The organism is Stutzerimonas stutzeri (assembly GCF_024448985.1).
Classification (GTDB): Bacteria; Pseudomonadota; Gammaproteobacteria; order Pseudomonadales; family Pseudomonadaceae; genus Stutzerimonas; species Stutzerimonas stutzeri_AP.
This window is the reverse complement of record NZ_JAMOII010000012.1, coordinates 70869-94641: the sequence shown is the minus strand read 5'-3', so window position 1 is coordinate 94641 and position 23773 is coordinate 70869. Positions and strand designations below refer to the sequence as shown.

The 23773-nt window shown below is 63.4% G+C and carries 22 protein-coding genes and 1 pseudogene; 12 read left to right on the top strand and 11 right to left on the bottom strand.

Going from position 1 to position 23773, the window contains the following annotated elements; translation table 11 throughout:
* Positions 1–101: 101 nt before the first annotated feature.
* The 3 genes from NA647_RS14000 (at position 102) to NA647_RS13990 (ending at position 4773) form a co-directional block, all read left to right on the top strand.
* Positions 102–1007 (top strand): hydrogen peroxide-inducible genes activator, encoded by a 906-nt coding sequence (locus NA647_RS14000; RefSeq protein WP_256058231.1) that lies wholly within the window; start codon positions 102–104, stop codon positions 1005–1007.
* Between the two features lie 163 nt (positions 1008–1170).
* Positions 1171–3243: an ATP-dependent DNA helicase RecG gene (gene recG, locus NA647_RS13995; protein WP_256058229.1), complete on the top strand. Its 2073-nt coding sequence runs from the start codon at positions 1171–1173 to the stop codon at positions 3241–3243.
* 126 nt (positions 3244–3369) lie between these two features.
* Positions 3370–4773 carry an aminoacyl-tRNA deacylase and HDOD domain-containing protein gene (locus NA647_RS13990; protein ID WP_256058228.1) on the top strand — a complete coding sequence of 468 codons (1404 nt, stop codon included), beginning with the start codon at positions 3370–3372 and terminating at the stop codon, positions 4771–4773.
* 183 nt (positions 4774–4956) lie between these two features.
* Here NA647_RS13990 and NA647_RS13985 read toward each other — a convergent pair whose 3' ends face one another.
* The 9 genes from NA647_RS13985 to gspE form a co-directional block, all read right to left on the bottom strand.
* On the bottom strand, positions 4957–5469 hold the full coding sequence (locus NA647_RS13985; protein ID WP_256058227.1) for a type II secretion system protein M: 513 nt from the start codon (positions 5467–5469) through the stop codon (positions 4957–4959).
* The gene (gspL, locus tag NA647_RS13980) at positions 5466–6608 is read right to left on the bottom strand and encodes a type II secretion system protein GspL (RefSeq protein ID WP_256058225.1); all 1143 of its coding nucleotides are present in this window, start codon (positions 6606–6608) and stop codon (positions 5466–5468) included. Before gspL ends, NA647_RS13985 begins: the two co-directional genes overlap by 4 nt.
* Before the next feature lie 3 nt (positions 6609–6611).
* Entirely contained in the window at positions 6612–7649 is a 1038-nt protein-coding gene (gene gspK, locus NA647_RS13975; protein WP_256058224.1) for a type II secretion system minor pseudopilin GspK, read from the bottom strand.
* Entirely contained in the window at positions 7646–8353 is a 708-nt protein-coding gene (gene gspJ, locus NA647_RS13970) for a type II secretion system minor pseudopilin GspJ (RefSeq protein ID WP_256058222.1), read from the bottom strand. Before gspJ ends, gspK begins: the two co-directional genes overlap by 4 nt.
* Complete coding sequence (gene gspI, locus NA647_RS13965) at positions 8350–8754, bottom strand: type II secretion system minor pseudopilin GspI (protein WP_272889688.1); 405 nt, start codon at positions 8752–8754, stop codon at positions 8350–8352. Before gspI ends, gspJ begins: the two co-directional genes overlap by 4 nt.
* Entirely contained in the window at positions 8751–9326 is a 576-nt protein-coding gene (gspH, locus tag NA647_RS13960) for a type II secretion system minor pseudopilin GspH (protein WP_256058221.1), read from the bottom strand. The genes gspI and gspH overlap by 4 nt, the downstream gene beginning before the upstream one ends.
* 3 nt (positions 9327–9329) lie before the next feature.
* Complete coding sequence (gene gspG, locus NA647_RS13955) at positions 9330–9764, bottom strand: type II secretion system major pseudopilin GspG (RefSeq protein ID WP_256049565.1); 435 nt, start codon at positions 9762–9764, stop codon at positions 9330–9332.
* Positions 9765–9769: 5 nt separating this feature from the next.
* Positions 9770–10984, bottom strand: coding sequence for a GspF family T2SS innner membrane protein variant XcpS (xcpS, locus tag NA647_RS13950; protein ID WP_131649305.1), 1215 nt, complete (start codon positions 10982–10984; stop codon positions 9770–9772).
* A 93-nt stretch (positions 10985–11077) separates the two neighbouring features.
* Positions 11078–12592, bottom strand: a complete 1515-nt coding sequence (gspE, locus tag NA647_RS13945) for a type II secretion system ATPase GspE (protein ID WP_423836479.1) — start codon at positions 12590–12592, stop codon at positions 11078–11080.
* Positions 12593–13119: 527 nt separating this feature from the next.
* Here gspE and NA647_RS13940 point away from each other — a divergent pair.
* The 3 genes from NA647_RS13940 to NA647_RS13930 are packed head-to-tail and all read left to right on the top strand — an operon-like array spanning position 13120 to position 16022.
* Positions 13120–14241 (top strand): Re/Si-specific NAD(P)(+) transhydrogenase subunit alpha, encoded by a 1122-nt coding sequence (locus tag NA647_RS13940; protein ID WP_256058219.1) that lies wholly within the window; start codon positions 13120–13122, stop codon positions 14239–14241.
* A 12-nt stretch (positions 14242–14253) separates the two neighbouring features.
* Entirely contained in the window at positions 14254–14574 is a 321-nt protein-coding gene (locus NA647_RS13935; RefSeq protein ID WP_021209089.1) for an NAD(P) transhydrogenase subunit alpha, read from the top strand.
* Positions 14571–16022 (top strand): NAD(P)(+) transhydrogenase (Re/Si-specific) subunit beta, encoded by a 1452-nt coding sequence (locus tag NA647_RS13930; protein WP_256058218.1) that lies wholly within the window; start codon positions 14571–14573, stop codon positions 16020–16022. Before NA647_RS13935 ends, NA647_RS13930 begins: the two co-directional genes overlap by 4 nt.
* 63 nt (positions 16023–16085) lie before the next feature.
* Here the strand turns inward: NA647_RS13930 and NA647_RS13925 are convergent.
* Positions 16086–16671 (bottom strand): annotated as a pseudogene (locus NA647_RS13925) (NAD(P)H-dependent oxidoreductase).
* 165 nt (positions 16672–16836) lie between these two features.
* Here NA647_RS13925 and NA647_RS13920 point away from each other — a divergent pair.
* The 6 genes from NA647_RS13920 to NA647_RS13895 all read left to right on the top strand — a co-directional run bounded on the left by NA647_RS13920 (position 16837) and on the right by NA647_RS13895 (position 20620).
* A complete protein-coding gene (locus tag NA647_RS13920; RefSeq protein WP_256058217.1) occupies positions 16837–17151 on the top strand; it encodes a putative quinol monooxygenase in 315 nt (104 codons plus the stop codon).
* Between the two features lie 181 nt (positions 17152–17332).
* A complete protein-coding gene (locus NA647_RS13915) occupies positions 17333–17533 on the top strand; it encodes a DUF1127 domain-containing protein (protein WP_256049554.1) in 201 nt (66 codons plus the stop codon).
* An 88-nt stretch (positions 17534–17621) separates the two neighbouring features.
* Positions 17622–17939: a DUF2388 domain-containing protein gene (locus tag NA647_RS13910; protein WP_256058216.1), complete on the top strand. Its 318-nt coding sequence runs from the start codon at positions 17622–17624 to the stop codon at positions 17937–17939.
* 86 nt (positions 17940–18025) lie between these two features.
* Positions 18026–18319 (top strand): DUF2388 domain-containing protein, encoded by a 294-nt coding sequence (locus NA647_RS13905; protein ID WP_256058214.1) that lies wholly within the window; start codon positions 18026–18028, stop codon positions 18317–18319.
* Between the two features lie 25 nt (positions 18320–18344).
* Positions 18345–18665, top strand: a complete 321-nt coding sequence (locus NA647_RS13900) for a DUF2388 domain-containing protein (RefSeq protein WP_256058213.1) — start codon at positions 18345–18347, stop codon at positions 18663–18665.
* Positions 18662–20620: a DUF4105 domain-containing protein gene (locus NA647_RS13895; protein WP_256058212.1), complete on the top strand. Its 1959-nt coding sequence runs from the start codon at positions 18662–18664 to the stop codon at positions 20618–20620. Before NA647_RS13900 ends, NA647_RS13895 begins: the two co-directional genes overlap by 4 nt.
* Before the next feature lie 392 nt (positions 20621–21012).
* Here the strand turns inward: NA647_RS13895 and polA are convergent, their stop codons facing one another.
* A complete protein-coding gene (gene polA / locus NA647_RS13890) occupies positions 21013–23757 on the bottom strand; it encodes a DNA polymerase I (protein WP_256058211.1) in 2745 nt (914 codons plus the stop codon).
* Positions 23758–23773: the final 16 nt, after the last annotated feature.

Genomic DNA, 23773 nt, shown 5'->3' with positions numbered 1-23773 from the left:
CTGATCAGCGCCGCTGATCAGCTTGCACGGAACGGCGCATGGCCAGTTGGTTCGAACACGAGCAAAGGCTATGCTAGCCGGCACTCTGATGGAAACACGCTATGACACTGACCGAACTGCGCTATATCGTCACGCTCGCCCAGGAATCACACTTCGGCCGCGCCGCCGAACGCTGCCACGTCAGCCAGCCCACCCTCTCGGTGGGGGTGAAGAAGCTGGAGGACGAACTCGGCGTGCTGATCTTCGAGCGAACCAAGAGCGCGGTACGCCTGACCCCGGTTGGCGAAGGCATCGTGACCCAGGCGCAGAAGGTCCTCGAGCAGGCACAGAGTATTCGCGAGCTGGCTCAGGCGGGCAAGAACCAGCTGGCCGCGCCGCTCAAGGTCGGCGCCATCTATACCGTCGGCCCCTACATGTTCCCGCACCTGATTCCACAGCTGCACCGCGTGGCGCCGGACATGCCGCTGTACATCGAGGAAAACTTCACCCACGTGCTGCGCGACAAGCTGCGCACCGGCGAACTAGACGCGATCATCATCGCACTGCCGTTCCAGGAAGCCGACGTACTGACACTGCCGCTCTACGACGAGCCGTTCTACGTATTGATGCCGGCAAACCATTCGTGGACGAAGAAAGAAACCATCGACGCCGAGATGCTCAACGACAAGAGCCTGCTGCTGCTCGGCGAGGGTCACTGCTTCCGCGATCAGGTGCTCGAAGCTTGCCCGACCACCCGCAAGGGCGAGGCGCCGACCCACACCACGGTGGAATCCTCCTCACTGGAAACCATCCGTCATATGGTTGCCTCGGGCCTGGGCGTGTCGATCCTGCCGTTGTCGGCGGTCGACAGCCATCATTATTCGGCCGGCGTGCTGGATATCCGGCCGCTGACGCCGCCGGTGCCCTTCCGCACCGTGGCGATCGCCTGGCGCGCCAGTTTCCCGCGCCCGCGGGCCATCGAGGTGCTGGCCGACTCCATCCGCCTGTGCTCGGTAACAGGCCGTTGAAAAACGTAGGCGAGGCAGGCAAGACAAGGCAAAAACAGGCGAGGAAGCGGAGTTTAGGTGCTCTAAATGAGCATTCCGAGCCTGTTTTTAACGCAGTATTGCCAACGCAGGTAGTTTTTCAGCGGTCTGTTAGCCAAGCCTCCGGTCGCGAAAGACTGCATCCATGAGCGAGCTCGCGGCGGTCCCGGTCACCGCACTCAAGGGCGTCGGCGCGGCGCTGGCCGAGAAGCTCGCCAAAGTCGGCCTGGAAACCTTGCAGGATGTGCTGTTCCATCTGCCGCTGCGCTATCAGGACCGCACCCGCGTGGTGCCTATCGGCGCGCTGCGCCCCGGCCAGGATGCCGTGATCGAAGGCGTGGTGACCGGCGCCGACATCGTCATGGGCCGCCGGCGCAGCCTGCTGGTGCGCCTGCAGGACGGCAGCGGCACGCTGAGCCTGCGCTTCTACCACTTCAGCAATGCCCAGAAGGAAGCCATGAAGCGCGGCACCCAGCTGCGCTGCTACGGCGAGGCGCGACCGGGTGCCTCGGGGCTGGAAATCTACCATCCCGAATACCGCGCTTTGACCAGCGAACCAGCGCCGGTCGAGCAAACCCTGACGCCCATTTACCCGACCACCGAAGGCCTGACCCAGCAGCGTCTGCGCAGCCTCAGCGAACAGGCGCTCACCCGCCTCGGCCCGCACAGCCTGCCGGATTGGCTGCCTGAAGAATTGTCACGTGACTACCGATTGGCCCCGCTGGACCAGGCCATCCGTTACCTGCATCGACCGCCACCGGATGCCGATCTGGAAGAACTCGCCGAGGGCCGCCATTGGGCCCAGCATCGCCTGGCCTTCGAGGAACTGCTGACCCACCAGCTGTCGCTGCAGCGCCTGCGCGAAAGCGTGCGCGCCCAGCAGGCGCCGCAACTACCGGTCGCCCGCAGCTTGCCGCAGCGCTATCTGCAGAATCTCGGCTTTCAGCCCACCGGCGCGCAACAGCGGGTCGGCGCCGAGATCGCCTATGACCTGTCCCAGGACGAGCCCATGCTGCGTCTGGTGCAGGGCGATGTCGGCGCAGGCAAGACGGTGGTCGCCGCGCTGGCCGCATTGCAGGCGCTGGAAGCCGGCTACCAGGTGGCGTTGATGGCGCCCACGGAAATTCTCGCCGAGCAGCATTTCATCACCTTCTGCAAATGGCTCGAACCACTGGGCATCGACGTCGCCTGGCTGGCCGGCAAGCTCAAGGGCAAGGCCCGCGCTGCTGCATTGGAACAGATCGCCAGCGGCTGCCCGATGGTGGTCGGCACCCACGCGCTGTTCCAGGACGAAGTCGTGTTCAAGCGCCTGGCACTGGTGATCATCGACGAACAGCACCGCTTCGGCGTGCAGCAACGGCTGGCGCTACGGCAGAAAGGCATCGACGGCCGGCTCTGCCCGCATCAGCTGATCATGACCGCCACGCCGATCCCGCGCACCCTGGCGATGAGTGCCTATGCGGACCTCGACACCTCGATCCTCGACGAGCTGCCGCCGGGGCGTACGCCGGTCAACACCCTGGTGATCGCCGACAGCCGCCGCCTGGAAGTCATCGAGCGGGTGCGCGCGGCCTGCAATGAAGGGCGCCAGGCCTACTGGGTCTGCACCCTGATCGAGGAATCCGAGGAGCTCACCTGCCAGGCCGCCGAAACCACCTTCGAAGACCTCTCGGCAGCGCTCGGCGGGCTCAACGTCGGCCTGATCCACGGCCGCATGAAGCCGGCGGAAAAGGCCGCGGTGATGCTGGAGTTCAAGGAAGGCCGGCTGCAACTGCTGGTCGCCACCACGGTGATCGAAGTCGGTGTCGACGTACCCAACGCCAGCCTGATGATCATCGAGAACGCCGAGCGCCTGGGCCTGGCTCAGCTGCACCAGCTGCGCGGACGGGTCGGCCGCGGCAGCGCGGCCAGCCATTGCGTGCTGCTCTATCACCCGCCGCTGTCGCAGATCGGTCGCCAGCGCCTGGCGATCATGCGCGACACCAACGACGGCTTCGTCATCGCCGAGAAGGACCTGGAACTGCGTGGCCCCGGCGAAATGCTCGGCACCCGCCAGACCGGCCTGCTGCAATTCAAGGTCGCCGACCTTATGCGCGACGCCGATCTATTGCCCTCCGTACGTGACGCCGCCCAGGCGCTGCTGGCCCGCTGGCCGCAGCACGTCAGCCCACTGCTGGAGCGCTGGCTGCGTCATGGGCAGCAGTACGGGCAGGTCTGAACGCTCGTCGGTAAAACCCAAACCGCATTAAGGTCTGTTCCCGTTTCGTACGCGACGAAACGGGAACAGACCCTCAAACCCAAGGGCTATACTTGCGCCGCATGGAATAAGACGGATCACTTGCTCATGAACTCGGCTGTCGACACAAAAACACCAATCTCGCTTCCGCCAATGATCGTCCAGCTTCTCGACAAACTGGCGTTGTCTTACCGCACCTGTGAGGATCGCCCGGATCTGGACCCGGCCCGGCGCGTGCAGGCTGTGCTGGTCGACGACGCCATCGGCGCGTTGCTGGTGCTTTATCCTCGCGATCACATGCTCGACCTGCCGCGTCTGGTGGAGCTGACCGGGCGCCAGTTGGTCGCGGTCAAGCCCGATCGTCTGACGCGCATGCTGTCCAAGCACGACCTTCAGGTGCTGCCCGGCCTGCCGCCGCTGACCAGTTCGCCCTGCCTGTATGAGGAACGCCTGCTGCAACAGCCGGAGCTGTTGGTCGAATCCGGGCAACCGGGGTTGCTTTTGGCGTTGTCGAGCGGCGACTTCAAGCAGTTGCTCAGCAAGGCCAGCGCGGGCCGGTTCGCCGTGCCGCTGAGCGAGATTCAGCCCAATCTGGACCGTCCCGAACAGGACAGCGCCGAAATCACCCAGGCGGTGCAGAGCTTTACCGCGCGGCGCATTCAGAAACGTCTGGAAGAAACCATCGAAATTCCGCCCCTGGCGCAGACGGCGCAAAAGATCATCAAGCTGCGCGTCAACCCCGACGCCACAGTGGATGACATCACCGGCGTGGTCGAGACCGATCCGGCGCTGGCCGCGCAGGTGGTCAGCTGGGCCGCTTCGCCTTATTACGCCGCGCCCGGCAAGATCCGTTCGGTCGAAGATGCCATCGTGCGGGTGCTCGGCTTCGATCTGGTGATCAACCTGGCGCTGGGCCTCGCGCTAGGCAAGACGCTGAGCCTGCCCAAGGATCAGCCGCAACAGGCGACACCCTACTGGCAACAGGCGATCTACACCGCCGCGGTGATCGAAGGCCTGAACCGCGCCATTCCCCGCGTCCAGCGACCGGAAGCGGGTATCAGCTATCTGGCCGGGTTGCTGCACAACTTCGGCTATCTGGTGCTGGCGCATGTCTTTCCGCCGCATTTCTCGCTAATCTGCCGGCATCTGGAGGTCAATCCGCACCTGAGCCACAGCGTCATCGAAAAGCATCTGCTGGGCATCACCCGCGAGCAGATCGGCGCCTGGCTGATGCGTTACTGGGGCATGCCGGACGAGTTGTCCACCGCGCTGCGCTTCCAGCACGATCCGCATTACCAGGGCGAGCATGCCGCCCATGCCAATCTGGTCTGCCTGGCGATACGCCTGCTGCGCAATCGTGGTATCGGCTCCGGCGCCTATAGCGAAATCCCGCAGGAGCTGTTCGATCGCCTCGGCCTCAGCCGCGAAAAGGCCAACGATGTAGTGAACAAGGTGCTGGACGCCGAGGCCGCCCTGCGCGCCCTGGCGATGCAGTTCCAGTCGCCGCACTGACCACCCGAACACTAAGGCAGCGCCAGCCACGGCGCTGCCCTGCTGCATGCCATGGCCTGTTTGGTTAATTTAGCGGCACGCCGAGTTGCACCAGGCGCTTTTCGTAGGAGCGAGCTTGCTCGCGAAAAGCTGGCTCTTACAGAAGCCAGCCGGCTATTTGGATAAAAATAGCCAAACAACCCGCTAGCCGTTGGCGCGGAAACTTGCCCGCGCATCCACCAGTCCATCGCCGACCTGGCTGATACTGACCTCTACCAGCCCCGCACCTGCGGCCTGCAGCTCGTCGAACCAGCGCAGCAGGCTGGCGTAGGACGCGCCGGGCAAGTTCACTTGCAGGCTGCCGTCGCTACCGATGTCGAAGCTCTCGATGACCAGCCCGCTCTGCTGCGCGCTCTGGGTGACCAGCCCTTGCAGCTGTTCGGGCGCCAGCGAGACCGGGTTGCTGCGCGACATCTGCCGCGCCAGTTCGGTGTTCTGTTCCAGGTAGGCGTGCAAATCACGCTCCTGTTGAAAATACGCCCGAGCGTCGCTCACCCGCTGTTGCGCCGGCTGCCAGAGCAGCAGGTAGAACAGCACCACCAGCAGGAACGAGCCGAGCAGCGTCAGCGACAGGCGTTCACGCGGTTGCAGGCGCTGCCAGCGCAACCACATGGGCGACTCGGCCAGGCGCACCTGCATCTGTTGTCTCAGGTTCATCCCCGACCTCCTATCACCACGCGGGCACTGACGGCGTCACCATCGCGGCTGGCCGAACCCAGCTGGACAGGCTCACCGGTTTCACCCAGGCGTTGGCGCAGCTGCTCCAGCGCCGCGAAGTCGCTGGCGCGGACTTGCAGGGCCAGATCGCCGCGAGCCTGGTTGTAGTCCAACTGGCTGATCGACACCGGAACGCCTTCGGCCATGACCAGCGCCACTTCGTTGAGCAGGCGCATGAATTCGGCCGAGGTGCCGGAGCTCTGACCGATGTGTTCGTCGAACTGCGCGCGCAGGTTGACGATGCGCCGATCCTCGGGAAACAGCTCGCTGTAAAGCGCGCGGCTGGCGTCGGCGTAACGATCGGCCTGACTTTCCAGCGACCAGGCCTGCGCGAGGTTGAAGATCAGCTGCACCGCCAGCACCAATGCGAGCACGATCAGCGCCGGCTTCCACTGCCCCAGTCCGCTGCCCGCGGACTGCATGGCGAAATCGCCTTGAGCCAGGTTCAGCGCGGCGGCACGGCCTGAGGCGAGGAAGCGGTAGGGGTCGTCCACGCGGATATAGTCGTCGAGCGGCTCGGGAGCTTCGGCAAGGTTGCCATGCGCATGACGAGGTGCCGGGCATTGGGCCGCCAGATGCGGCCACTGACTGCTTTCGAATGCCAACCTCGCCTCCGGCGCGCCGCCCAATAGCGCACGCTCGCCGATGAACAGCAGTTGGGTATCGTCACGGGGCAGCAGATCGGCATCGACGTGAATGGCGACGATGGTCAGCCCCAGCGCCCGCAGATCATCCAGCCAGTCGGCCAGCAGCTGCCGACGAATCGCGATGACCCGCCGGCGGCCGTCTTCCAGCGCGTCGCCATGGGTCAGGTGCAGATCGTCGACGTTCTCGGCCAGCAGCTCTTCGACCGCATAGGCCAGCGCCTGGCTGATCCAGCGTGCCTTGCGCGTCGGCAGATTGACCGCGAAATAGCTGCAGACCTCGGCCGGCAGCACCAGCGTCACCGCCGCGGGCGTCTGCTCGGCGCATCGGGCGAGCGGCATCCAGCCGCCTTCGCCGTCGCCCGGTAACCAGTAGACCTGGGTATCGGTGGCGAGCCGGGCGCCGCAGTCGGCCGGCAGAAACAGGCAATCCATCAGCTATCGCTCTCCATCGTTGGTTTGACGAGGCAGTCGTGGCGGCTGCCCCAGGTTGCGCTGAAGGACGCGGACATCGCCGTTTTCCTCGCGCCGCAGACGGCTCACCAGGGCCATCCGCCGATCGGCCAGCCGCACTTCGCTGGTGGCCTGGAAGTATTGACTCGCCACCGCCAGACGGATGCCCTCAAGTTGGACACCGCCAAGCGCCGGTTGCGCCGTGAAACTCGCAACATCACGAAACCCGCCAGCCTGCCGCACCTGAACCAGCGCCTCGGCGGCACTCAGGCTAAGGCTGTCGGCGAGGCTCGACAGCACCATTGCGCTGGCGGTGTTGACGTTCAACGGGGTGTCGGCCGGCAGCGCGGTGACATAGGGCGCCAACCGCTGGAAGTCTTCGTCGCGCATATCGAGTAGCAAGCGCAGCTCGGACAAGTCCTCCATACGACTCCCGGCAGTGCGGTAGGGCGGATCGAGCAGCAGATAGGCGTTGTCCTCGGCACCCAGCTCGCCGCTGGGTTGCTGGTCGCTGTCGAGCCAGTCCAGCAGCCGCTCGGCATAGGGTTCGGTGATCTGTAGGCGCAGCAGCAGGCGGCGGAACTGCGCCAGCGCTGCCGCATTGTGCTGTTGCTCCTGCACCAGGCTGTTGAGGTTGAATCGCCCGGCCAGATCCTCGATACGGATCTGCACCTGGCCCTGGCCTTCGTCGAGATCGTAGGCCGGCTGCGGCAAAGCCCAGGGTTCGAGCAAGTGATCGACGGCTGACTGTCCGGTGCTATTTCCATTTTCGGTGCCATTATCGACTCCAGTGCCGGTGCCGGAGCTGGGGCTGGGGCTGGAGGCGCGCAAATCGCGTCGCAAAATCGATTGCGCGAGCGCTTCGCCACCCAGCCCGTAATGCCAGGCCTGGCGCGCCTGCGCCTGGTTGGCGGTGCCGCGAATCGACAGCTGCTGGCGGGTAATCATGCCGGCGCAGACCACCGTGACGATGGCAACGACCAACAGCACGGTAATCAGCGCGACACCGCGCTGCGCTTTCATTGCATCTCTCCTTCGGGGTCGGGTTCGGGGACACCCTGGGAGTCCGGCTGGATGAATTGCGGCGCCGGCGTTGGGCCATCGGGCAGGCGCAGCAGCCGGGTGATGGTGCCGTAGCGCAGGTGATCGAACGAGACTTCGACCGCAACCGGCAAGCGACGCGCCTGCTCTTCCGGATTACCGCGGCCGAAGTCGAACGGCGGCCATTCCTCGTGCCAGCTGTTTTCAGCGTCGAAATAACGCAGGCGCAGCTCGGTGACATCGTCCAGTACCCGTTGCACGCGCGGTTCGCTGTCCAGATCACGGTCGAGCACGGTCCAGTAGAGCCGTTCCAGGCTGTCGCCACTGAGGCGCCAGCGAACCCGTTGCAGATTCGAGCGAAGCAGCCCGGTGGGATTGCGCCAACCGCTGCGGGTCAGTTCCAGGGCGGCGCCGCCCTCGAAGCTCGACAGTTGACCGATCAGGGCATTCTGCTCGTCACCGTAGCCATCGCGCACCGGTCGCGGCACGGCCTGTATCAGGTCCTGTTCGAGGCGCCACACGGCGCGACCAAGCTGGCGCAACTGGGTTTCCTGGGCGCGCACCACCTCATCGCTGCGCAACACGGCTTCGAGCATGCGATAGGTCGCCAGCCCCAGCAGCGCGAACAGCGCGATGGCGATCAGCAGCTCGAGCAGAGTGAAGCCCGCCACGGCACGACGCATCATGGATCGATCCCGACAAAGCCGGTCAGGCTGGTGACGGCCCGGCGCTCTATCGAAGCCGCGTTGCCGCGACGAGATTCGGCAGCTGCCACCCAGACGCGGATGCGCAACAACCCAGGCGTTCCGCTGGATTCCACTTCGCTGAGGGTCTGCCACTGGCGGCCAGCGAACTCCAGCGCCCGGTCTTCACGGCCAATGCTCGGGGCCGGCTGTTGCAGTTGCAATTCGGTGAGGCGGTTATCGGCGATCCAGCCCGCCAGTGTCAGCGCTTCCAGTCGTCCGGCATTGCTCACGCTACGCCCGGCGGCGGTCAATACCACGGCTGCGACGAGGGCGAAAATCGCAAGTGCAACCAGTACTTCCAGCAGGGTGAACCCCCACGCTCGCGGCAGGCTGTTGCTCATCGGCGCTCTTCCAGCGGTTCGGCGCGGGGCATGCGAAAGCCATCGCTGGACACAGTCCAGCCGGTACCGCCCGGTCTTTCGTCGGAGAAGGTCAGGGTGAAGGGCGAAAGCTCGCCGCTCGAGAGGATCAGCAATTGCGGCTGCACGCGCGGCGCGCTGCGGCGCTCACGATCCTCGTCATCGGACAGGCCGATAGGATCATCCTCACGCTTGACTGGTGCTACCAGCTTCAGCGGCGAGCCTTCGAGTTCGAGTTCCAGACGCATCCACTCCGGCGCCCGGTGCGCCTGGCCGTCGCCGGCATCGAGCCAGCGTGCTTCGGCCTCGTCGTAGTGCATCACCCGGTAACCGTCGCGGCTGAACAACAGCCCGTACTCACGGCTGTCGAGCACGGCCTCGTCGGCCATCAGGCCGATCAGCGTCGCCAGGCGTTGCGCTTCGTCGCGAATCTCGCGCGATGAGTTGGTACCGCCGATCGAGAGCACCGCCAGCCCCACCAGGCCGCCCAGGATGACGATCACCACCAGCAACTCGATCAGCGTAAAGCCGCCCTCCCGGCGCGCCCTAGGCATGGATCAGAGGTCCCAGTTACCGATGTCCGCGTTCAGCTCGGAGCCGCCCTGCTTGCCGTCGGCGCCGTAGGAATACAGGTCGAACTGGCCTTGGGTGCCCGGCGACAGATATTGGTAATCGTTGCCCCAGGGGTCCTTCGGCACGCGCTTGAGGTAGCCGTCGCGGTTCCAGTTCTTGGGCTGCGGATTGCCGCCGGGCTTTTCCACCAGCGCATCGAGGCCCTGCTGGGTGCTGGGATAGGAGTAGTTGTCCAGCTTGTACATGTCGAGGGCGGCGCCGATCGCCTTGATGTCGCCCTTGGCCACGGTCACCTTGGCCTGATCCGGACGGTTCATCACCTGTGGCACCACCAGCGCGGCGAGAATCCCGAGGATCACCACCACCACCATGATTTCGATGAGGGTAAAGCCCCTCTGCTTGCGTTCGTTCAACGTCATGCTCACTAGCCCACCAGTTGATTGAGAGAAAGGATCGGCAGCAGGATCGCCAGGACGATCACCAATACCACGGCCCCCATGAATACCAGCATGAAGGGCTCGAAAAGTCCCACCAGCAGCGAAATCTGCGCGGCCAGGTCGTTTTCCTGATTGCGCGCGGTGCGGGCGAGCATCTGATCGAGCTCACCGGATTTCTCGCCGCTGGCAATCATGTGCAGCATCATCGGCGGAAACTCGTTTGTCGCGTCCAGCGCGCGGGTCAGACTGCCGCCTTCACGCACCCGCTGCGCCGCCTCGATGACCTTGTCGCGGATGCGCAGGTTGGCGATCACCGCCGCGGCAATGCCCAGCGCATCCACCAGTGGCACGCCGCTGCGGGTAAGAATCGCCAAAGTCGAGGCGAAACGTGCAGTGTTGGTCGCCCGCGCCAACCGCCCGACCAGCGGAATGCGCAGGATCACGGCGTGCCAGCGGCGCTTGATCTTCTCGTCGCGCAGCGCCTGCCGCATGCCGATCGCGGCCACGACGATGCCCACGAACATCAGCCAGCCCCAGCGCTGCACCGCCTCGCTCACGGCGATCAGCCCGGTAGTCAGCGCTGGTAGTTCCTGCCCGGTGTTGACGAAGACCTTGACCACATCGGGCACCACGTAACCCAGCAGCAACACCACAATGGCCAGCGAGGCCACCAGCAGAATCACCGGATACAACAGTGCCAGCTGAATCTTCTGCCGCGATTGCTGGCGCTGGTCGGTGTAGTCAGCCAGTTGATCGAGCACCAGCCCCAGATGCCCGGCATGCTCGCCGGCCGCGACGGTGGCGCGGTACAGCTCGGGAAACGCCGATGGGTACTCACGCAGCGATCCCGCCAGGCTATGCCCTTCCATCACCCGCGCGCGGACGGCCAGCAACATCGATTTGATCTTCTGCGAAGTCGCCTGTGCCGCCGCCGCGCGCAGCGCCTCTTCGATGGGCAGCGCAGCCTGAACCAGTGTGGCGAGCTGACGGGTCACCAAGGCCAGGTCGCGGGCGGACAGACCGCGGCCGAAGGCGAACCCTCCGCCGCCGGTGTCTTCCTTGGCTTTGGCCTGCTTGACCTCCAGCGGCGACCATTGCTTCTCGCGCAACAGTTGCCGCGCCTGACGCGGGCTGTCCGCCTCGATCAGGCCTTTCTGCTCGCGGCCGCGCGGGTCGAGCGCCAGGTACTCGAAGGCGGCCATCAGACAGGATCTCCGGCAAGCCAGCTATCGGTTCCACATAAACCCGATCCGCTTGCATGCCTGTAAGGTGCCTGCCGGTCAATGGCGTTCATCTCACTCCTCACGTGTCACGCGCAACACTTCTTCAATGGTAGTCACGCCTTCGCGCACCTTGCGCAGCCCGTCATCGCGGATGCTCGGGCCCAGCCGGCGCGCGTGGCGAAGCATGTCCTGCTCGGCTACGCGGGTGTGGATCATGCTGCGCAGGGTGTCATCGAACATCACCAGCTCGTAGATGCCGGTCCGTCCACGGTAGCCCAGCTGCCGGCAGACATCGCAACCCTCGGCGTGATACAGCGTCGGCGCCTCGCTCGGGTCGATACCGAACAGTGCGCATTCGGCTTCATCGGCGACATAGGCGCGTTTGCAGTCATTACACAGCACCCGTACGAGGCGCTGGGCCAGCACGCCGAGCAGCGACGAGGAAATCAGGAACGGTTCCACGCCCATGTCCACCAGTCGCGTCACCGCACCGATGGCGCTGTTGGTGTGCAGCGTCGACAGCACCAGGTGACCGGTCAACGACGCCTGCACGGCCATGTCGGCGGTTTCCTGATCGCGGATCTCGCCAACCATCACCACGTCCGGGTCCTGACGCAGGATAGCCCGCAAACCACGGGCGAAGGTCATGTCGACCTTGGTGTTGACCTGGGTCTGGCCGATGCCTTCGAGGTTATATTCAATCGGGTCCTCGACGGTGAGGATGTTGCGCGTGCGGTCGTTGAGCGTGACCAGGCTGGCGTAAAGGGTAGTGGTCTTACCCGAGCCGGTCGGACCGGTGACCAGGATGATGCCGTGCGGCTTCTGCACCGCCTGCTCCATCACCTTGCGATCCCGGTCGCTCATGCCCAGGTGGCGCAGCGTCAGGCGCCCGGCCTGCTTGTCGAGCAAACGCAGCACTACCCGCTCGCCATTGGCCGAGGGCAGTGTCGAGACACGGATGTCGACTTCGCGACCACCCACCCGCAAAGAAATACGGCCGTCCTGGGGGATGCGTTTTTCGGCAATGTCCAACCGCGCCATGACCTTGATCCGCGACACCAGCAAGGCCGCCAGCTCGCGTTTGGGCTGCACCACTTCACGCAGGATGCCGTCGATGCGGAAGCGAATCACCAGTCGCTTCTCGAAGGTTTCCACATGAATATCCGAAGCGTTTTCCTTGATCGCCTCCCCGAGAATCGCATTGATCAGGCGAATGATCGGCGCATCGTCTTCCTGTTCGAGCAGGTCTTCGGTTTCCTGGATCTGGTCGGCCAGGCTGTGCAGGTCCATCTCGTCGCCCAACCCTTCGACCATGAGCATCGCCGCCGAGGAGTCGTGCTGGTAGGCGGCACCGAGCGCCTGATCGAACGCCTCTGGCGTAATCCATTGCATCGGCAACGGCCCACCAGCCACGCGCTGAGCTTCCTGCAGCGCTGTTAGTGGCGCACCTTCGCGCGCGCATAAACGCAAGCCTTCGGGTCGATCCAGCAAGATCACGCCATGGCGCCGGGCGAAGGCGAAGGGCAGGCGTCGCTGGGCCGGCTCGGCCAGCAAAGCGGTCATCTCGTTCACATCCAGTTCAGCCATGCTGAATTTCTCGCAAGTAAAGCAATCGAAGGTCGTCGGCAGCCAAGAGCCAGCTTAACCAACGTCTATGGACTACAAGGGATGCATGACATTTCAAACCTTTGACAGTTTTTTCGGTACTGGCGCCGGATCATTGTGAAACGGCACCCCAAGTCAAATATAGACGACACACCAGACGAACCCCGTCTATGGCCCGCCATTCATGTCACGTCGCGCATAACCCGACGCCCAAGTGTTTTGGCATGGCTCGAAGCCAATATCGGCGCAGCCTACAGCGATGCAGCGAAACCAAACGGTCACCCCGTGAACGTTGCGACACACTCGAGTCCTGATTAAAACAGTTGTTTGATTTTCGCGGCGATAGCAGAATGCTGCGCCGCGGCAGGCCGGACCAGCAGTGCAGAGGCCCGTTAGCCGATACGAACGCCCGTCGCCATTTGCAGTGGCCGGACGAACAGACCACCAGCGGCCGATAGTCGGCATCCGAGCTGAGGCGCTGGTTACGATCAAGCAGGAGAACAAGAACAATGCACATTGGTGTTCCTCTCGAAACCAGGCCCGGTGAAACGCGCGTCGCCGCGACACCGGAAACCGTCAAGAAGCTGATCGGCCAAGGGCATCAGGTCACTGTGCAGAGCGGTGCAGGCGTACAAGCCAGCGTCCCGGACAGTGCCTTCGAAGCGGCAGGCGCCACCATCGCCGATGCCGCTGCGGCGTTCGCAGCAGAGATCCTGCTGAAGGTGAACGCACCGAGCGAAACCGAACTGGCGCAGATGCAGTCAGGTACGGTCTTGGTCGGCATGCTCAATCCCTTCGACAACGAAAACATTGCGCGCATGGCCGAACGCGGCATCACCGCCTTCGCGCTGGAAGCGGCACCGCGCACGTCGCGTGCGCAGAGCCTCGACGTGCTCTCCTCCCAGGCCAACATCGCCGGCTACAAAGCCGTGATGGTCGCCGCAAACCAGTATCCGCGCTTCATGCCGATGCTGATGACCGCCGCCGGTACGGTGAAGGCCGCTCGCGTTCTCATACTCGGCGCCGGTGTTGCCGGCCTGCAAGCCATCGCTACGGCCAAGCGCCTGGGTGCGGTGATCGAAGCCTCTGACGTACGTCCGGCGGTGAAAGAGCAGATCGAGTCCCTTGGCGCCAAGTTCGTCGACGTGCCGTGCGAGACCGATGAAGAGCGCGAATGCGCTGAAGGCGTCGGCGGCTACGCCCGGCCGATGCCGGCAAGCTGGATGGCCCGTCAGGCCCAGGCCGTGCACGAGCGTGCCAAGCAAGCCGACATCATAATCACCACCGCGCTGATTCCGGGCCGCAAGGCGCCGACGCTGCTGCAGGAAGAAACCGTGCAGCAGATGAAGCCCGGCTCGGTGGTAATCGACCTCGCCGCCTCTCAGGGCGGTAACTGTCCACTGACCGAAGCCGATCAGGTGGTGGTCAAGCACGGCGTGACCCTGGTTGGCTACACCAACCTGGCGACCCTCGTGCCGGCGGATGCCTCGGCGCTATACGCACGCAACCTTCTGGACTTCCTCAAGCTGGTGATCAATGGCGAAGCCCGATTCCAGCTCAATCTCGAAGACGACATCGTCGCCGCATGCCTGATGTGCCGTGACGGCCAAGTCGTGCGCACCAACGGATAAGGGAGCCTGAACATGGACATGATTTCTGATGGCATCTACAACCTGATCATCTTCGTGCTGGCGATCTACGTCGGCTACCACGTGGTCTGGAACGTCACCCCCGCGCTGCACACCCCCCTGATGGCGGTCACCAACGCGATTTCGGCAATTGTCATCGTCGGTGCCATGCTGGCCGCTGCGCTTACCGTCACCCCGATGGGCAAGCTGATGGGCACCCTGGCCGTAACGCTGGCCGCGGTGAACGTCTTCGGCGGCTTCCTGGTGACTCGCCGCATGCTGGAAATGTTCAAGAAGAAGGAGCGCGCAGGCGCCAAGGCGGAGTCCAAGCCATGAGCATGAACCTCATCACCCTGCTCTACCTCATCGCTTCGGTGAGCTTCATCCAGGCCCTCAAAGGCCTGTCGCACCCCACCACCTCACGCCGCGGCAACCTGTTCGGCATGATCGGTATGGGCATCGCCGTGGTTACCACGGTGTTCCTGGTGTTCAAGCTCGGCTCACAGCTCGCCGAGAGCGCCAGCCCTTGGAGCGGCCTGGGCTTCATCGTGCTCGGTCTGTTGATTGGCGGCACCATCGGCACGCTGATGGCCAAGCGCGTCGAGATGACCAAGATGCCCGAGCTGGTCGCCTTCATGCACAGCATGATCGGCCTGGCGGCGGTGTTCATCGCCATCGCCGCGGTGCTCGAGCCGCAATCGCTGGGCATCGTCCAGGCCATCGGGTACCCGATCCCGGCCGGTAACCGCCTGGAGCTGTTCCTCGGTGCAGCCATCGGCGCCATCACCTTCTCCGGTTCGGTGATCGCCTTCGGCAAGCTATCGGGCAAATACAAGTTCCGGCTGTTCCAGGGCGCGCCAGTGGTGTTCCCCAATCAGCACAAGATCAACCTCGCCGTTGGCGTAGCGATTCTGGTGCTGGGCCTGTTCTACACCTTCACTGGCAATTTCACTGCGTTCATGATTCTGGTGGCGCTGGCCTTCGTGATTGGCGTGCTGATCATCATCCCCATCGGCGGCGCCGACATGCCGGTGGTGGTCTCGATGCTCAACAGCTACTCGGGCTGGGCGGCGGCCGGTATCGGCTTCTCGCTGAACAACTCGATGCTGATCATCGCCGGTTCGCTGGTGGGTTCGAGTGGCGCGATCCTCTCGTACATCATGTGCAAGGCGATGAATCGTTCGTTCTTCAATGTCATTCTCGGTGGCTTCGGTGGCGACGCCGATGCCGGTCCGGCCAAGGGCAGCCAAGAGCAACGCCCGGTCAAATCCGGTTCCAGCGATGACGCCGCCTTCCTGCTGTCGAACGCCGACACCGTGATCATCGTCCCTGGCTACGGCCTGGCGGTGGCCCGTGCACAGCATGCGCTGATGGAGCTGGCCGAGAAGTTGACGCACATGGGCGTGACCGTGAAATACGCGATCCACCCGGTCGCCGGCCGTATGCCCGGCCACATGAACGTGCTGCTGGCCGAAGCCGAAGTGCCTTACGAGATGGTCTTCGAGATGGACGACATCAACTCCGAGTTCGGCCAGGCCGACGTGGTGCTGGTGCTTGGCGCTAACGATGTGGTCAACCCGGCGGCAAAGAACGATCCCAAGTCGCCCATCGCCGGCATGCCGATCCTCGAGGCGTACAAGGCCAAGACGGTCATCGTCAACAAGCGCTCCATGGCCAGCGGCTATGCGGGCCTCGACAACGAGCTGTTCTACATGGACAAGACCATGATGGTCTTCGGTGATGCCAAGAAAGTCGTCGAGGACATGGTTAAAGCTGTGGAGTAACCGACGCCCGCTACACCAGAACCCCTCCCGGCTTCGCCGCGAGGGGTTTTTTGTTTTTAGACGTTAGAGACCGAAGACCTGCGCTAGATGCGCTTCGTATCGCTGGATATCGGCCTCGATCGACGGCCGCTTCATCACGTCGACGCAAAGGAAAGTCGGCAGGCCTGTCATGCCCAGGAACTCGTTGGCCTTATGAAACGGGAAGTACACGGCATCGACGCCCTTCCCTTCGAAGAAATCGGTCGGATCGTCGAAGGCCTGCTGCGGCGCATTCCAGGTCGCCGAGATCATGTACTGCTTGCCCTGCAACAACCCACCGCTGCCGTACTTTTGCGACGCATCGGAGCGTGTGCGGCCGTCGTTGGCGTAGAGGCTGCCGTGGCCCTCGGTGAACACCTCATCGAGGTACTTCTTCACTGTCCAGGGCGTCGCCCATCCACCAACCAGGCATTTGATAAATGACTACGTCCGCCCAGAGGTACTTGGCGACCTCCTCTGCCAAGTCATAGCCGGCATCGATCTGGGTTTGCTTGACGTCGAAGCCGGCACGGTCGAGAAAGCTCAACGCGGTTTCGTGAAGGGTCGCGTTGTAGCGACCATCGGAGTGGGCGAACTGTTTTCCGCCATTGAGCAGCAATACGTTTTTCATCGACAGGCGACCTGATCAGTTACGAATGGCGAGCAGCCTAACGATTACTAACCCCGCGAAACAGAGCCTTTGAGACAAAAACGAATTGACTGAAAGTCAAGAATGCTTGGCCGGCTAATGCGGTAGCGTTTGCAACAGCCACTGCCCTTACGGAGCAAGAAACTCATGAGCGACACCTGTGCCTTCATGCTCCACGCCTACACGCGACCGGACAAAGCCGACGAATTCGAAGCGCTTTTCCGCAGCTATGTTGCCCCGAGCCGGGCCGAAGACGGCTGTATCGAATACCACATGCTGCGCGATGGCGAAGACCCGACGCTGTTCATCTTCTATGAGGTCTGGCAATCGCCCGAGCATCTCCAGGCGCACAGTGCGCTGCCTCACATGCGTCGCTTCCACGAACAGCGCATGGATTTCCTGACTCGTGAGTTCGAGATCCGCCCGATCGAAATGATCAGCCCGTCATCCGCTACGGGCTGAATCAGGCCAAGCAGGTCTCGTTGCAAAGAACAGTTCCGCTGGATTAACAGCCGTACAGTTCGTTTGCACTTGCAACTGGACCGGCACAATCCACAACGCCTGTGACTGTTACGCAACAGCGCGCCAGGCGACTCTATTTGCCCATAACCCATCCCCGCGAAACGGCGGGAAGGAGAGGCACATGGAGCGCGTACTGCCCCGCATGCTCACCCTCCGTATCGGCACGGCACCGCTACGCCGATTGTTGCAACTGTTGCGGCTCTGGCAGCAACGCGCGCGCACTCGGCGCCAACTGGCGGCGCTGGACGATCATCAACTGTCCGACGTCGGCATCAGTCACAGTGAGCGGATGGACGAGCTGAGTAAGCCGTTCTGGCGTTGACGCCACACTTCTCTGATGACGCCTAGCGGCATAAGCTGAACGGCATCGCCCGGCCACGGGTCGAAGTTGCTCAGCTCTGGAGAAGTGTATGAACAAATATCTATTGTCAGTTGCCGCCGCTGCCTGCCTGGTCACGGGAACGGCCTTCGCCGGCAGCATCACCGGGACCATCGATGCAATCGGCGCCTCGCTGGTCAACACTGTCGAAGGCACCTCCGACATCACCTCGAACCTGGGCGACGACAAGCTGGTACGCGACGCGCGGGACGATGCGGCCCGTTTCGTGGCAAGCAATGGCGAGGCACGTGGTGCTCAGCTGGAAGCCGCGCTGAAACACATCCGCAGTGAGCGACCGGGCATCGAAGCCAGCGACGTGCAGCTGGCCAGCGCCATTCTGGCGCTCTGACGTACAGTTTTATAGCAAGCGTGCGCTAGCCCTGGGGCTAGCGTTTCGCTAGCCTATGCGGCTGATTTTTCGGCACCAGGATCCGCATGCGTTCGCTTTACCTTGTATTGGTCGGCTGTTGTCTTTGTGGCAACGCACAGGCCTTCGATAGCCTTCTTGCTGGCAGTGTCGCTTCCACCTATGTCGCCAGCCAGGTAACCAGCGCCCCGTTCGACAACAAGCTGATCCTCGACTCCAAAGACGAAGCCGCGAGGTTCGTCGCCAGCGATGGCGAGAACCGCGGAGCGCGGCTGGAATCGGCGCTGCGTTGGCTGCGTGAAAACCACCCGCAGCTGGCTGCAAGCGACCTTGAACTGGCCGAGGCAATCCTCGTCCAATGACCCACCCCGTTTTACGAGAACCCTTATGAACTTCAAGCTGACCGCCGTGCCGCTCGCACTGGTCCTGTTCGTCGGCGGTGCCCAGGCGCAGACCCTGGTGGCCACCAGCAACATCCTCGTCAACGCGCTGGATCGCAGCATCAACTTCACCTCGGACGTGACCAGCCGCATCAGCGACATGAAAGTCGTCAGCGAAGCGCGGGACGAAGCGGCCGGCTTCGTCGCCAGCGGCGGCGAGATTCGCGGTGCTCGTCTGGAAGCGGCATTTGGCGGACTACGCGGCGCATTCCCCGAAGCTCGGCAAGCCAGCGACCAGGCACTGGCTGAACTCATCCTCGCCCAGTGAAATCACCTCGCGCATGGTGGATTGCCGTTGCGCTCACCGCGCTCGCCAATTTTGCTCAGGCCGACCTTCGCCTGACGCTGGATGACCGCAACCTGCAACCAGCCGAACAAGCGGCTAGCCAGCAGTTACTGAATGAAGCCATGGCCGCATTGCCACCGCGGATGGTCGAGCACCTCGACCGGGACGTACGCGTCCGCTGGCACGATGGGCTGACGCATGACGTCTACGGAAGTGCTGGCGGCGATCAGCTGCTGCTCAACCGCCGTCTGCTGCCCGCGCTGAGCGATGGCTCCGCCGCCACGCAACGCACCAGCCGCCCGCATGGGACCGTACGCCGCGAGCTGCTGGCCACGCTGATTCACGAAATCGCTCACCTCTACGATCGCGCTCGGCTCTGGTCGCCGGAAGGCTATCGGCAGCTCGCATTTTGCAGTCAGCGCGCCGCCAGCCTCGGTCTGGTGGGATTGCCAGATGCCTGCCGCGGCCAGACCGAGCGCCGCTTCACCCTCAGCGACGACCCGCGCCTGCTCGATCTCGCCGGCTGGCCCCAGCGCGTCGGCCAACGCGGCGAGCGGGAAGTCAGCAATGCTCAGGCCGCTCGTAGCCCCGATATGTATGAGCTGACCAATCCCCTCGAATTCGTTGCGGTGAATCTGGAGTACTTCCTGCTGGACCCCAGCTACGCCTGCCGCCGACCTTCCCTGCATCGCTATTTCCGCGAACATTTCGGCTGGCAGCCGGCAGAAATGGATGAATGCGCGAGCGGTTTGCCGATCCTCAACGCCGGTCATGATTTCGCCCGCACACCGTTAGTGGAACTCGATCCGGAACGCGTCTACGAAGTGGACTATCTGTTCGCCGAGGCCAATGACGCCTGGGTCAGCCGTTGGGGGCACAGCATGCTGCGTCTGGTGATCTGCGCGCCTGGCCGTCCAAGCGGGCCGGATTGCCGGCTGGATCTCGATCACCACCTAGTGTTGTCTTTCCGTGCCTTCGTCGGTGACGTGCAGCTGTCCAGCTGGGACGGCCTCACCGGCGTCTACCCGTCGCGCCTGTTTGTCCTGCCGCTGGGTCAGGTGATCGACGAATACACCAAGGTCGAGCTGCGCAGCCTGGCCTCGATTCCGCTGAAACTGGAGCGGCGCGAGATCGATATGCTGGTCGAGCGCAGCGCGGAGATGCATTGGAGCTATGACGGCGACTATTACTTCCTGTCCAATAACTGCGCCGTGGAAACCCTCAAGCTGCTGCGCAGCGGGACGGCCCGTCCCGAATTCGACGCGCTGGACAGCATCCTGCCCAGCGGGCTGCTAGAGATTCTGATCAATCGTGGCGTAGCCGATGCAAGCGTACTCGACGACCCGCGCGAGGCGCTGCGTCTGGGTTATCGCTTCGACTCCTACCGCGACCGCTACCAAGCCATGTTCGCGGTGCTCCGCGAGCGGCTGGGCCTGCCGCAAAGCAACGTCGAGGATTGGCTGGCGCTAAGCGCCGAGCAGCGCCGCCCTTGGATCGCCCAGGCTGACCTGCGCGCTAGCGCGGCCCTGTTGCTAGTGGAGCAAGCCGCGCTACGCCGGCATCTGTTGCTTGCACAGGAAGAACTGAAGAATCGCTACCTGAGTGGTCGCGAACGCGGTGACCAGAGCCTAGCCAAGGCCGACGACACGCTGCAGGGCATCCTCGCTAATAGCGGCTACCTGAGTCGCCCAGCCGAGCTGCTCGATGGCCACGGCTACGGGCTACCGCAGGCCAGCGAATGGGCGCGCCTGGAGCAGGAAAGCAGCCAGCGCCAGGCACGGCTGCTGCAGCTCACCGAGACGCTGAACGCAGAGGTTCGCTTGCTGTTGAGTGAGGAGCGTCGGCTAGAGTTGGAGGATGTGGAGGCCAATCTGGCGCAAATTGGCGATCGCCTGCGTGGCTTGCATAAGGCCGGCGGCGGGCTGCAGTTGCCGTAGGGCCGAACTTGTTCGGCGGCGCGGAGCCATGGCCGAATTCGGCCCTACAAGGCATGTACCTCATGAAAGTCCGGCGGACCCAACGCGCCTTGCAGTCCGGTAGGGCCAAACTTGTTCGGCCGCCGTGGGACTATCACCTAATGAATTCGGCCATACGAAGAGTGCAGGAATTTTCAACAGGCAAAAAAAACCTCGAACTTCGTTGGGGGAGGGGGAAGTTCGAGGTTCCAAATCCGGACCGCTAGGGCGAGGTCCAGATGATCTGCCAACACTTAACACAACAAGGAGCATCGAAGGGTTTTGACACCCTCCGAAGCCTATGACTCGCCTTTTGCGTCATGAGTTCAATGGGTCATGAAAAATAATTTCGTTTCGCTTCGACTATGCTCGCCTCAATGCGCCTCGTCCCAGTTGTCGCCCACGCCCGCTTCCACCAACAGCGGCACGTCCAGCTCGGCGGCCTGGCTCATCAGCGGACAGATCGTCTCGCGCACCTGCTCGACTAGATCTTCGCGGACTTCCAGCACCAGTTCGTCGTGCACCTGCAGGATTACCCGGGCGTCTAGACCGCTGCCCTGCAGCCAGTTGTCCACACTGATCATGGCGCGCTTGATGATGTCCGCCGCAGTGCCCTGCATCGGCGCATTGATCGCGGTGCGTTCGGCGCCCTTGCGCATGGCACCGTTCTTCGAGTTGATCTCGGGCAGATACAGCCGGCGCCCGAACAGCGTTTCCACGTAGCCCTGCTCCGCCGCTTGCGTGCGGGTGCGCTCCATGTAGGCGAGCACGCCGGGGTAGCGCGCGAAATAGCGATCGATATAGGCCTGCGCCTCACCACGGCTGACGTCGATCTGCTTGGCCAGCCCGAACGCGCTCATGCCATAGATCAGACCGAAGTTGATCGCTTTGGCGCTGCGTCGCTGGTCATTGCTGACCTGATCCAGCTCCACGCCGAACACCTCAGCGGCGGTGGCGCGATGCACATCCAAGTCATTCTGGAAGGCATAGAGCAACCCTTCGTCCTGCGCCAGGTGCGCCATGATGCGCAGCTCGATCTGCGAATAGTCCGCGGCCAGTAGCTTGTAGCCCGGCGCGGCGACGAATGCCTGGCGGATGCGCCGGCCCTCGGCGGTGCGGATCGGGATGTTCTGCAGATTCGGGTCGCTCGACGATAGCCGCCCGGTCGCCGTCACGGCCTGGTGGTAGCTGGTGTGAATACGTCCGGTGCGCGGGTTGATCTGCAGCGGCAGCTTGTCGGTGTAGGTGCCCTTGAGCTTGCTCAAGCTGCGATGCTGCATGATTACTTTCGGCAGCGGGTAATCCTTTTCGGCCAGGTCGGCCAACACGCTTTCGGCCGTGGACGGCTGGCCGCCGGCGGTCTTCGACAGCACCGGGCAGCCGAGCTTGTCATAGAGGATTGCGCAGAGCTGCTTGGGCGAGCCGAGGTTGAATTCCTCGCCAGCGATGTCATAGGCCTCGCGCTCCAGCTCGACGAGCTTGTTGCCAATCTCGACGCTCTGCAGCCCGAGCAGGTTGGCATCGACCAGCGCGCCGTTGCGCTCGATGCGCGCCAGAACTGGCACCAGCGGCATCTCGATCTCGTTGAGCACCTTGAGCAGAGACGGCGTTGCTTCCAGCTTGCCCATGAGCGCCTGATGCAAACGTAGGGTGACGTCGGCATCCTCGGCGGCATAGGGTCCGGCCTGCTCGATAGCGATCTGGTCGAAGGTCAGCTGCTTAGCGCCTTTGCCGGCGATGTCCTCGAAGCGAATAGTGCCGCGCCCGAGATACTTGAGCGCCAGGCTGTCCATGTCGTGGCGGGTGGCCGTGGCGTCGAGCACGTAGGATTCGAGCATGGTGTCGAAGGTCATGCCGCGCATCTCGATGCCGTAGTGCATCAGCACGTTCATGTCGTACTTGCCGTGCTGGCAGATCTTGCGCCTGCCGGCGTCCTCCAGCAGCGGCTTGAGCGCGGCGAGCACGGCATCGCGATCAAGCTGCTGCGGCACGCCCATGTAGCTGTGGCCCAGCGGTACATAGGCCGCCTTGCCGGCTTCGATGGCGAAAGACACGCCGACCAGCTGCGCCTTCTGCGCATCGAGGCTGGTGGTCTCGGTATCGAAGGCGAAGCACTCGGCGCTGTTCAGGCGTTCGAGCCAAGTGTCGAACTCGGCCTGCTCGAAGATCGTCGTGTATTCGGCCTCGGCCTGGATCGAGCAGCCTTCAGGCTGCACCTCGCAGTCTTCCCCGGCGGCTTTCGCCTCGCGCAGCAGTTCATCGAGCCAGTTCTTGAATTCCAGCTCGCGGTACAGTGCAATCAGGGCTTCGCGGTGGGGCTCGCCGGGCATCAGGTCGCCCACTTCGACGTCCAGCGGCACGTCGATCTTGATCGTTGCCAGCTCATAGGACATGAACGCGGCGTCGCGGTGCTCTTCGAGCTTGGCGGCCAGCGACTTGGCGCCGCGAATGGGCAAATCGCAGACCTTGTCGAGGTTCTCGTAGAGTCCCTTAAGTCCGCCGGGAATGCCGTTGAGCAAGCCGCAGGCGGTCTTCTCGCCGACACCCGGCACGCCGGGGATGTTGTCGACCTTGTCGCCCATCAGCGCGAGGAAATCGATGATCAGCTCGGGACCGACGCCGAACTTGGTCCGTACACCCTCGATGTCATAGACGCTGCCGGTCATGGTGTTGACCAGCGTGACGTGAGGGCAGACCAGCTGCGCCATGTCCTTGTCGCCAGTGGAGATGACGACGTCGCGCTGGAGGGCTGCGCATTGGCGCGCCAAGGTGCCGATCACGTCGTCGGCCTCGACCCCGTCCACGCACAACAGCGGCATGCCGAGCGCGCGAACGCTGGCGTGCAGCGGCTCGACCTGGCCACGCAGGTCATCCGGCATCGGCGGACGGTGAGATTTGTACTCGGCAAACAGCGTGTCGCGGAAGGTCGGCCCCTTGGCATCGAAGACGACCGCGAAGGGGCTGTCCGGATACTGCCGGCGCAGCGACAGCAGCATGTTCAACACGCCTTTAACCGCACCGGTGGGCTTGCCGGTAGAGGTGGTCAGCGGCGGCAGGGCATGGAAGGCGCGATAGAGGTAGGACGAACCGTCCACCAAAACCAGGGGCGTTTGACTCATGAGCGGGATCAACCTT

Excerpts from the sequence above, each read along its gene's own strand:
- NA647_RS13905 (WP_256058214.1), top strand. The coding sequence starts at position 18,026 with ATGCGTTCGCTTTACCTTGTATTGGTCGGCTGTTGTCTTTGTGGCAAC.
- recG (WP_256058229.1), top strand. The coding sequence starts at position 1,171 with ATGAGCGAGCTCGCGGCGGTCCCGGTCACCGCACTCAAGGGCGTCGGC.
- gspE (WP_423836479.1), bottom strand. The coding sequence starts at position 12,592 with ATGGCTGAACTGGATGTGAACGAGATGACCGCTTTGCTGGCCGAGCCG.
- NA647_RS13900 (WP_256058213.1), top strand. The coding sequence starts at position 18,345 with ATGAACTTCAAGCTGACCGCCGTGCCGCTCGCACTGGTCCTGTTCGTC.
- NA647_RS14000 (WP_256058231.1), top strand. The coding sequence starts at position 102 with ATGACACTGACCGAACTGCGCTATATCGTCACGCTCGCCCAGGAATCA.
- NA647_RS13920 (WP_256058217.1), top strand. The coding sequence starts at position 16,837 with ATGAGCGACACCTGTGCCTTCATGCTCCACGCCTACACGCGACCGGAC.
- gspL (WP_256058225.1), bottom strand. The coding sequence starts at position 6,608 with ATGGATTGCCTGTTTCTGCCGGCCGACTGCGGCGCCCGGCTCGCCACC.
- NA647_RS13990 (WP_256058228.1), top strand. The coding sequence starts at position 3,370 with ATGAACTCGGCTGTCGACACAAAAACACCAATCTCGCTTCCGCCAATG.
- gspI (WP_272889688.1), bottom strand. The coding sequence starts at position 8,754 with ATGAGCAACAGCCTGCCGCGAGCGTGGGGGTTCACCCTGCTGGAAGTA.
- NA647_RS13985 (WP_256058227.1), bottom strand. The coding sequence starts at position 5,469 with ATGAACCTGAGACAACAGATGCAGGTGCGCCTGGCCGAGTCGCCCATG.
- NA647_RS13935 (WP_021209089.1), top strand. The coding sequence starts at position 14,254 with ATGGACATGATTTCTGATGGCATCTACAACCTGATCATCTTCGTGCTG.
- NA647_RS13915 (WP_256049554.1), top strand. The coding sequence starts at position 17,333 with ATGGAGCGCGTACTGCCCCGCATGCTCACCCTCCGTATCGGCACGGCA.
- gspJ (WP_256058222.1), bottom strand. The coding sequence starts at position 8,353 with ATGATGCGTCGTGCCGTGGCGGGCTTCACTCTGCTCGAGCTGCTGATC.
- gspK (WP_256058224.1), bottom strand. The coding sequence starts at position 7,649 with ATGAAAGCGCAGCGCGGTGTCGCGCTGATTACCGTGCTGTTGGTCGTT.
- NA647_RS13930 (WP_256058218.1), top strand. The coding sequence starts at position 14,571 with ATGAGCATGAACCTCATCACCCTGCTCTACCTCATCGCTTCGGTGAGC.
- xcpS (WP_131649305.1), bottom strand. The coding sequence starts at position 10,984 with ATGGCCGCCTTCGAGTACCTGGCGCTCGACCCGCGCGGCCGCGAGCAG.
- gspG (WP_256049565.1), bottom strand. The coding sequence starts at position 9,764 with ATGACGTTGAACGAACGCAAGCAGAGGGGCTTTACCCTCATCGAAATC.
- NA647_RS13910 (WP_256058216.1), top strand. The coding sequence starts at position 17,622 with ATGAACAAATATCTATTGTCAGTTGCCGCCGCTGCCTGCCTGGTCACG.
- polA (WP_256058211.1), bottom strand. The coding sequence starts at position 23,757 with ATGAGTCAAACGCCCCTGGTTTTGGTGGACGGTTCGTCCTACCTCTAT.
- gspH (WP_256058221.1), bottom strand. The coding sequence starts at position 9,326 with ATGCCTAGGGCGCGCCGGGAGGGCGGCTTTACGCTGATCGAGTTGCTG.
- NA647_RS13940 (WP_256058219.1), top strand. The coding sequence starts at position 13,120 with ATGCACATTGGTGTTCCTCTCGAAACCAGGCCCGGTGAAACGCGCGTC.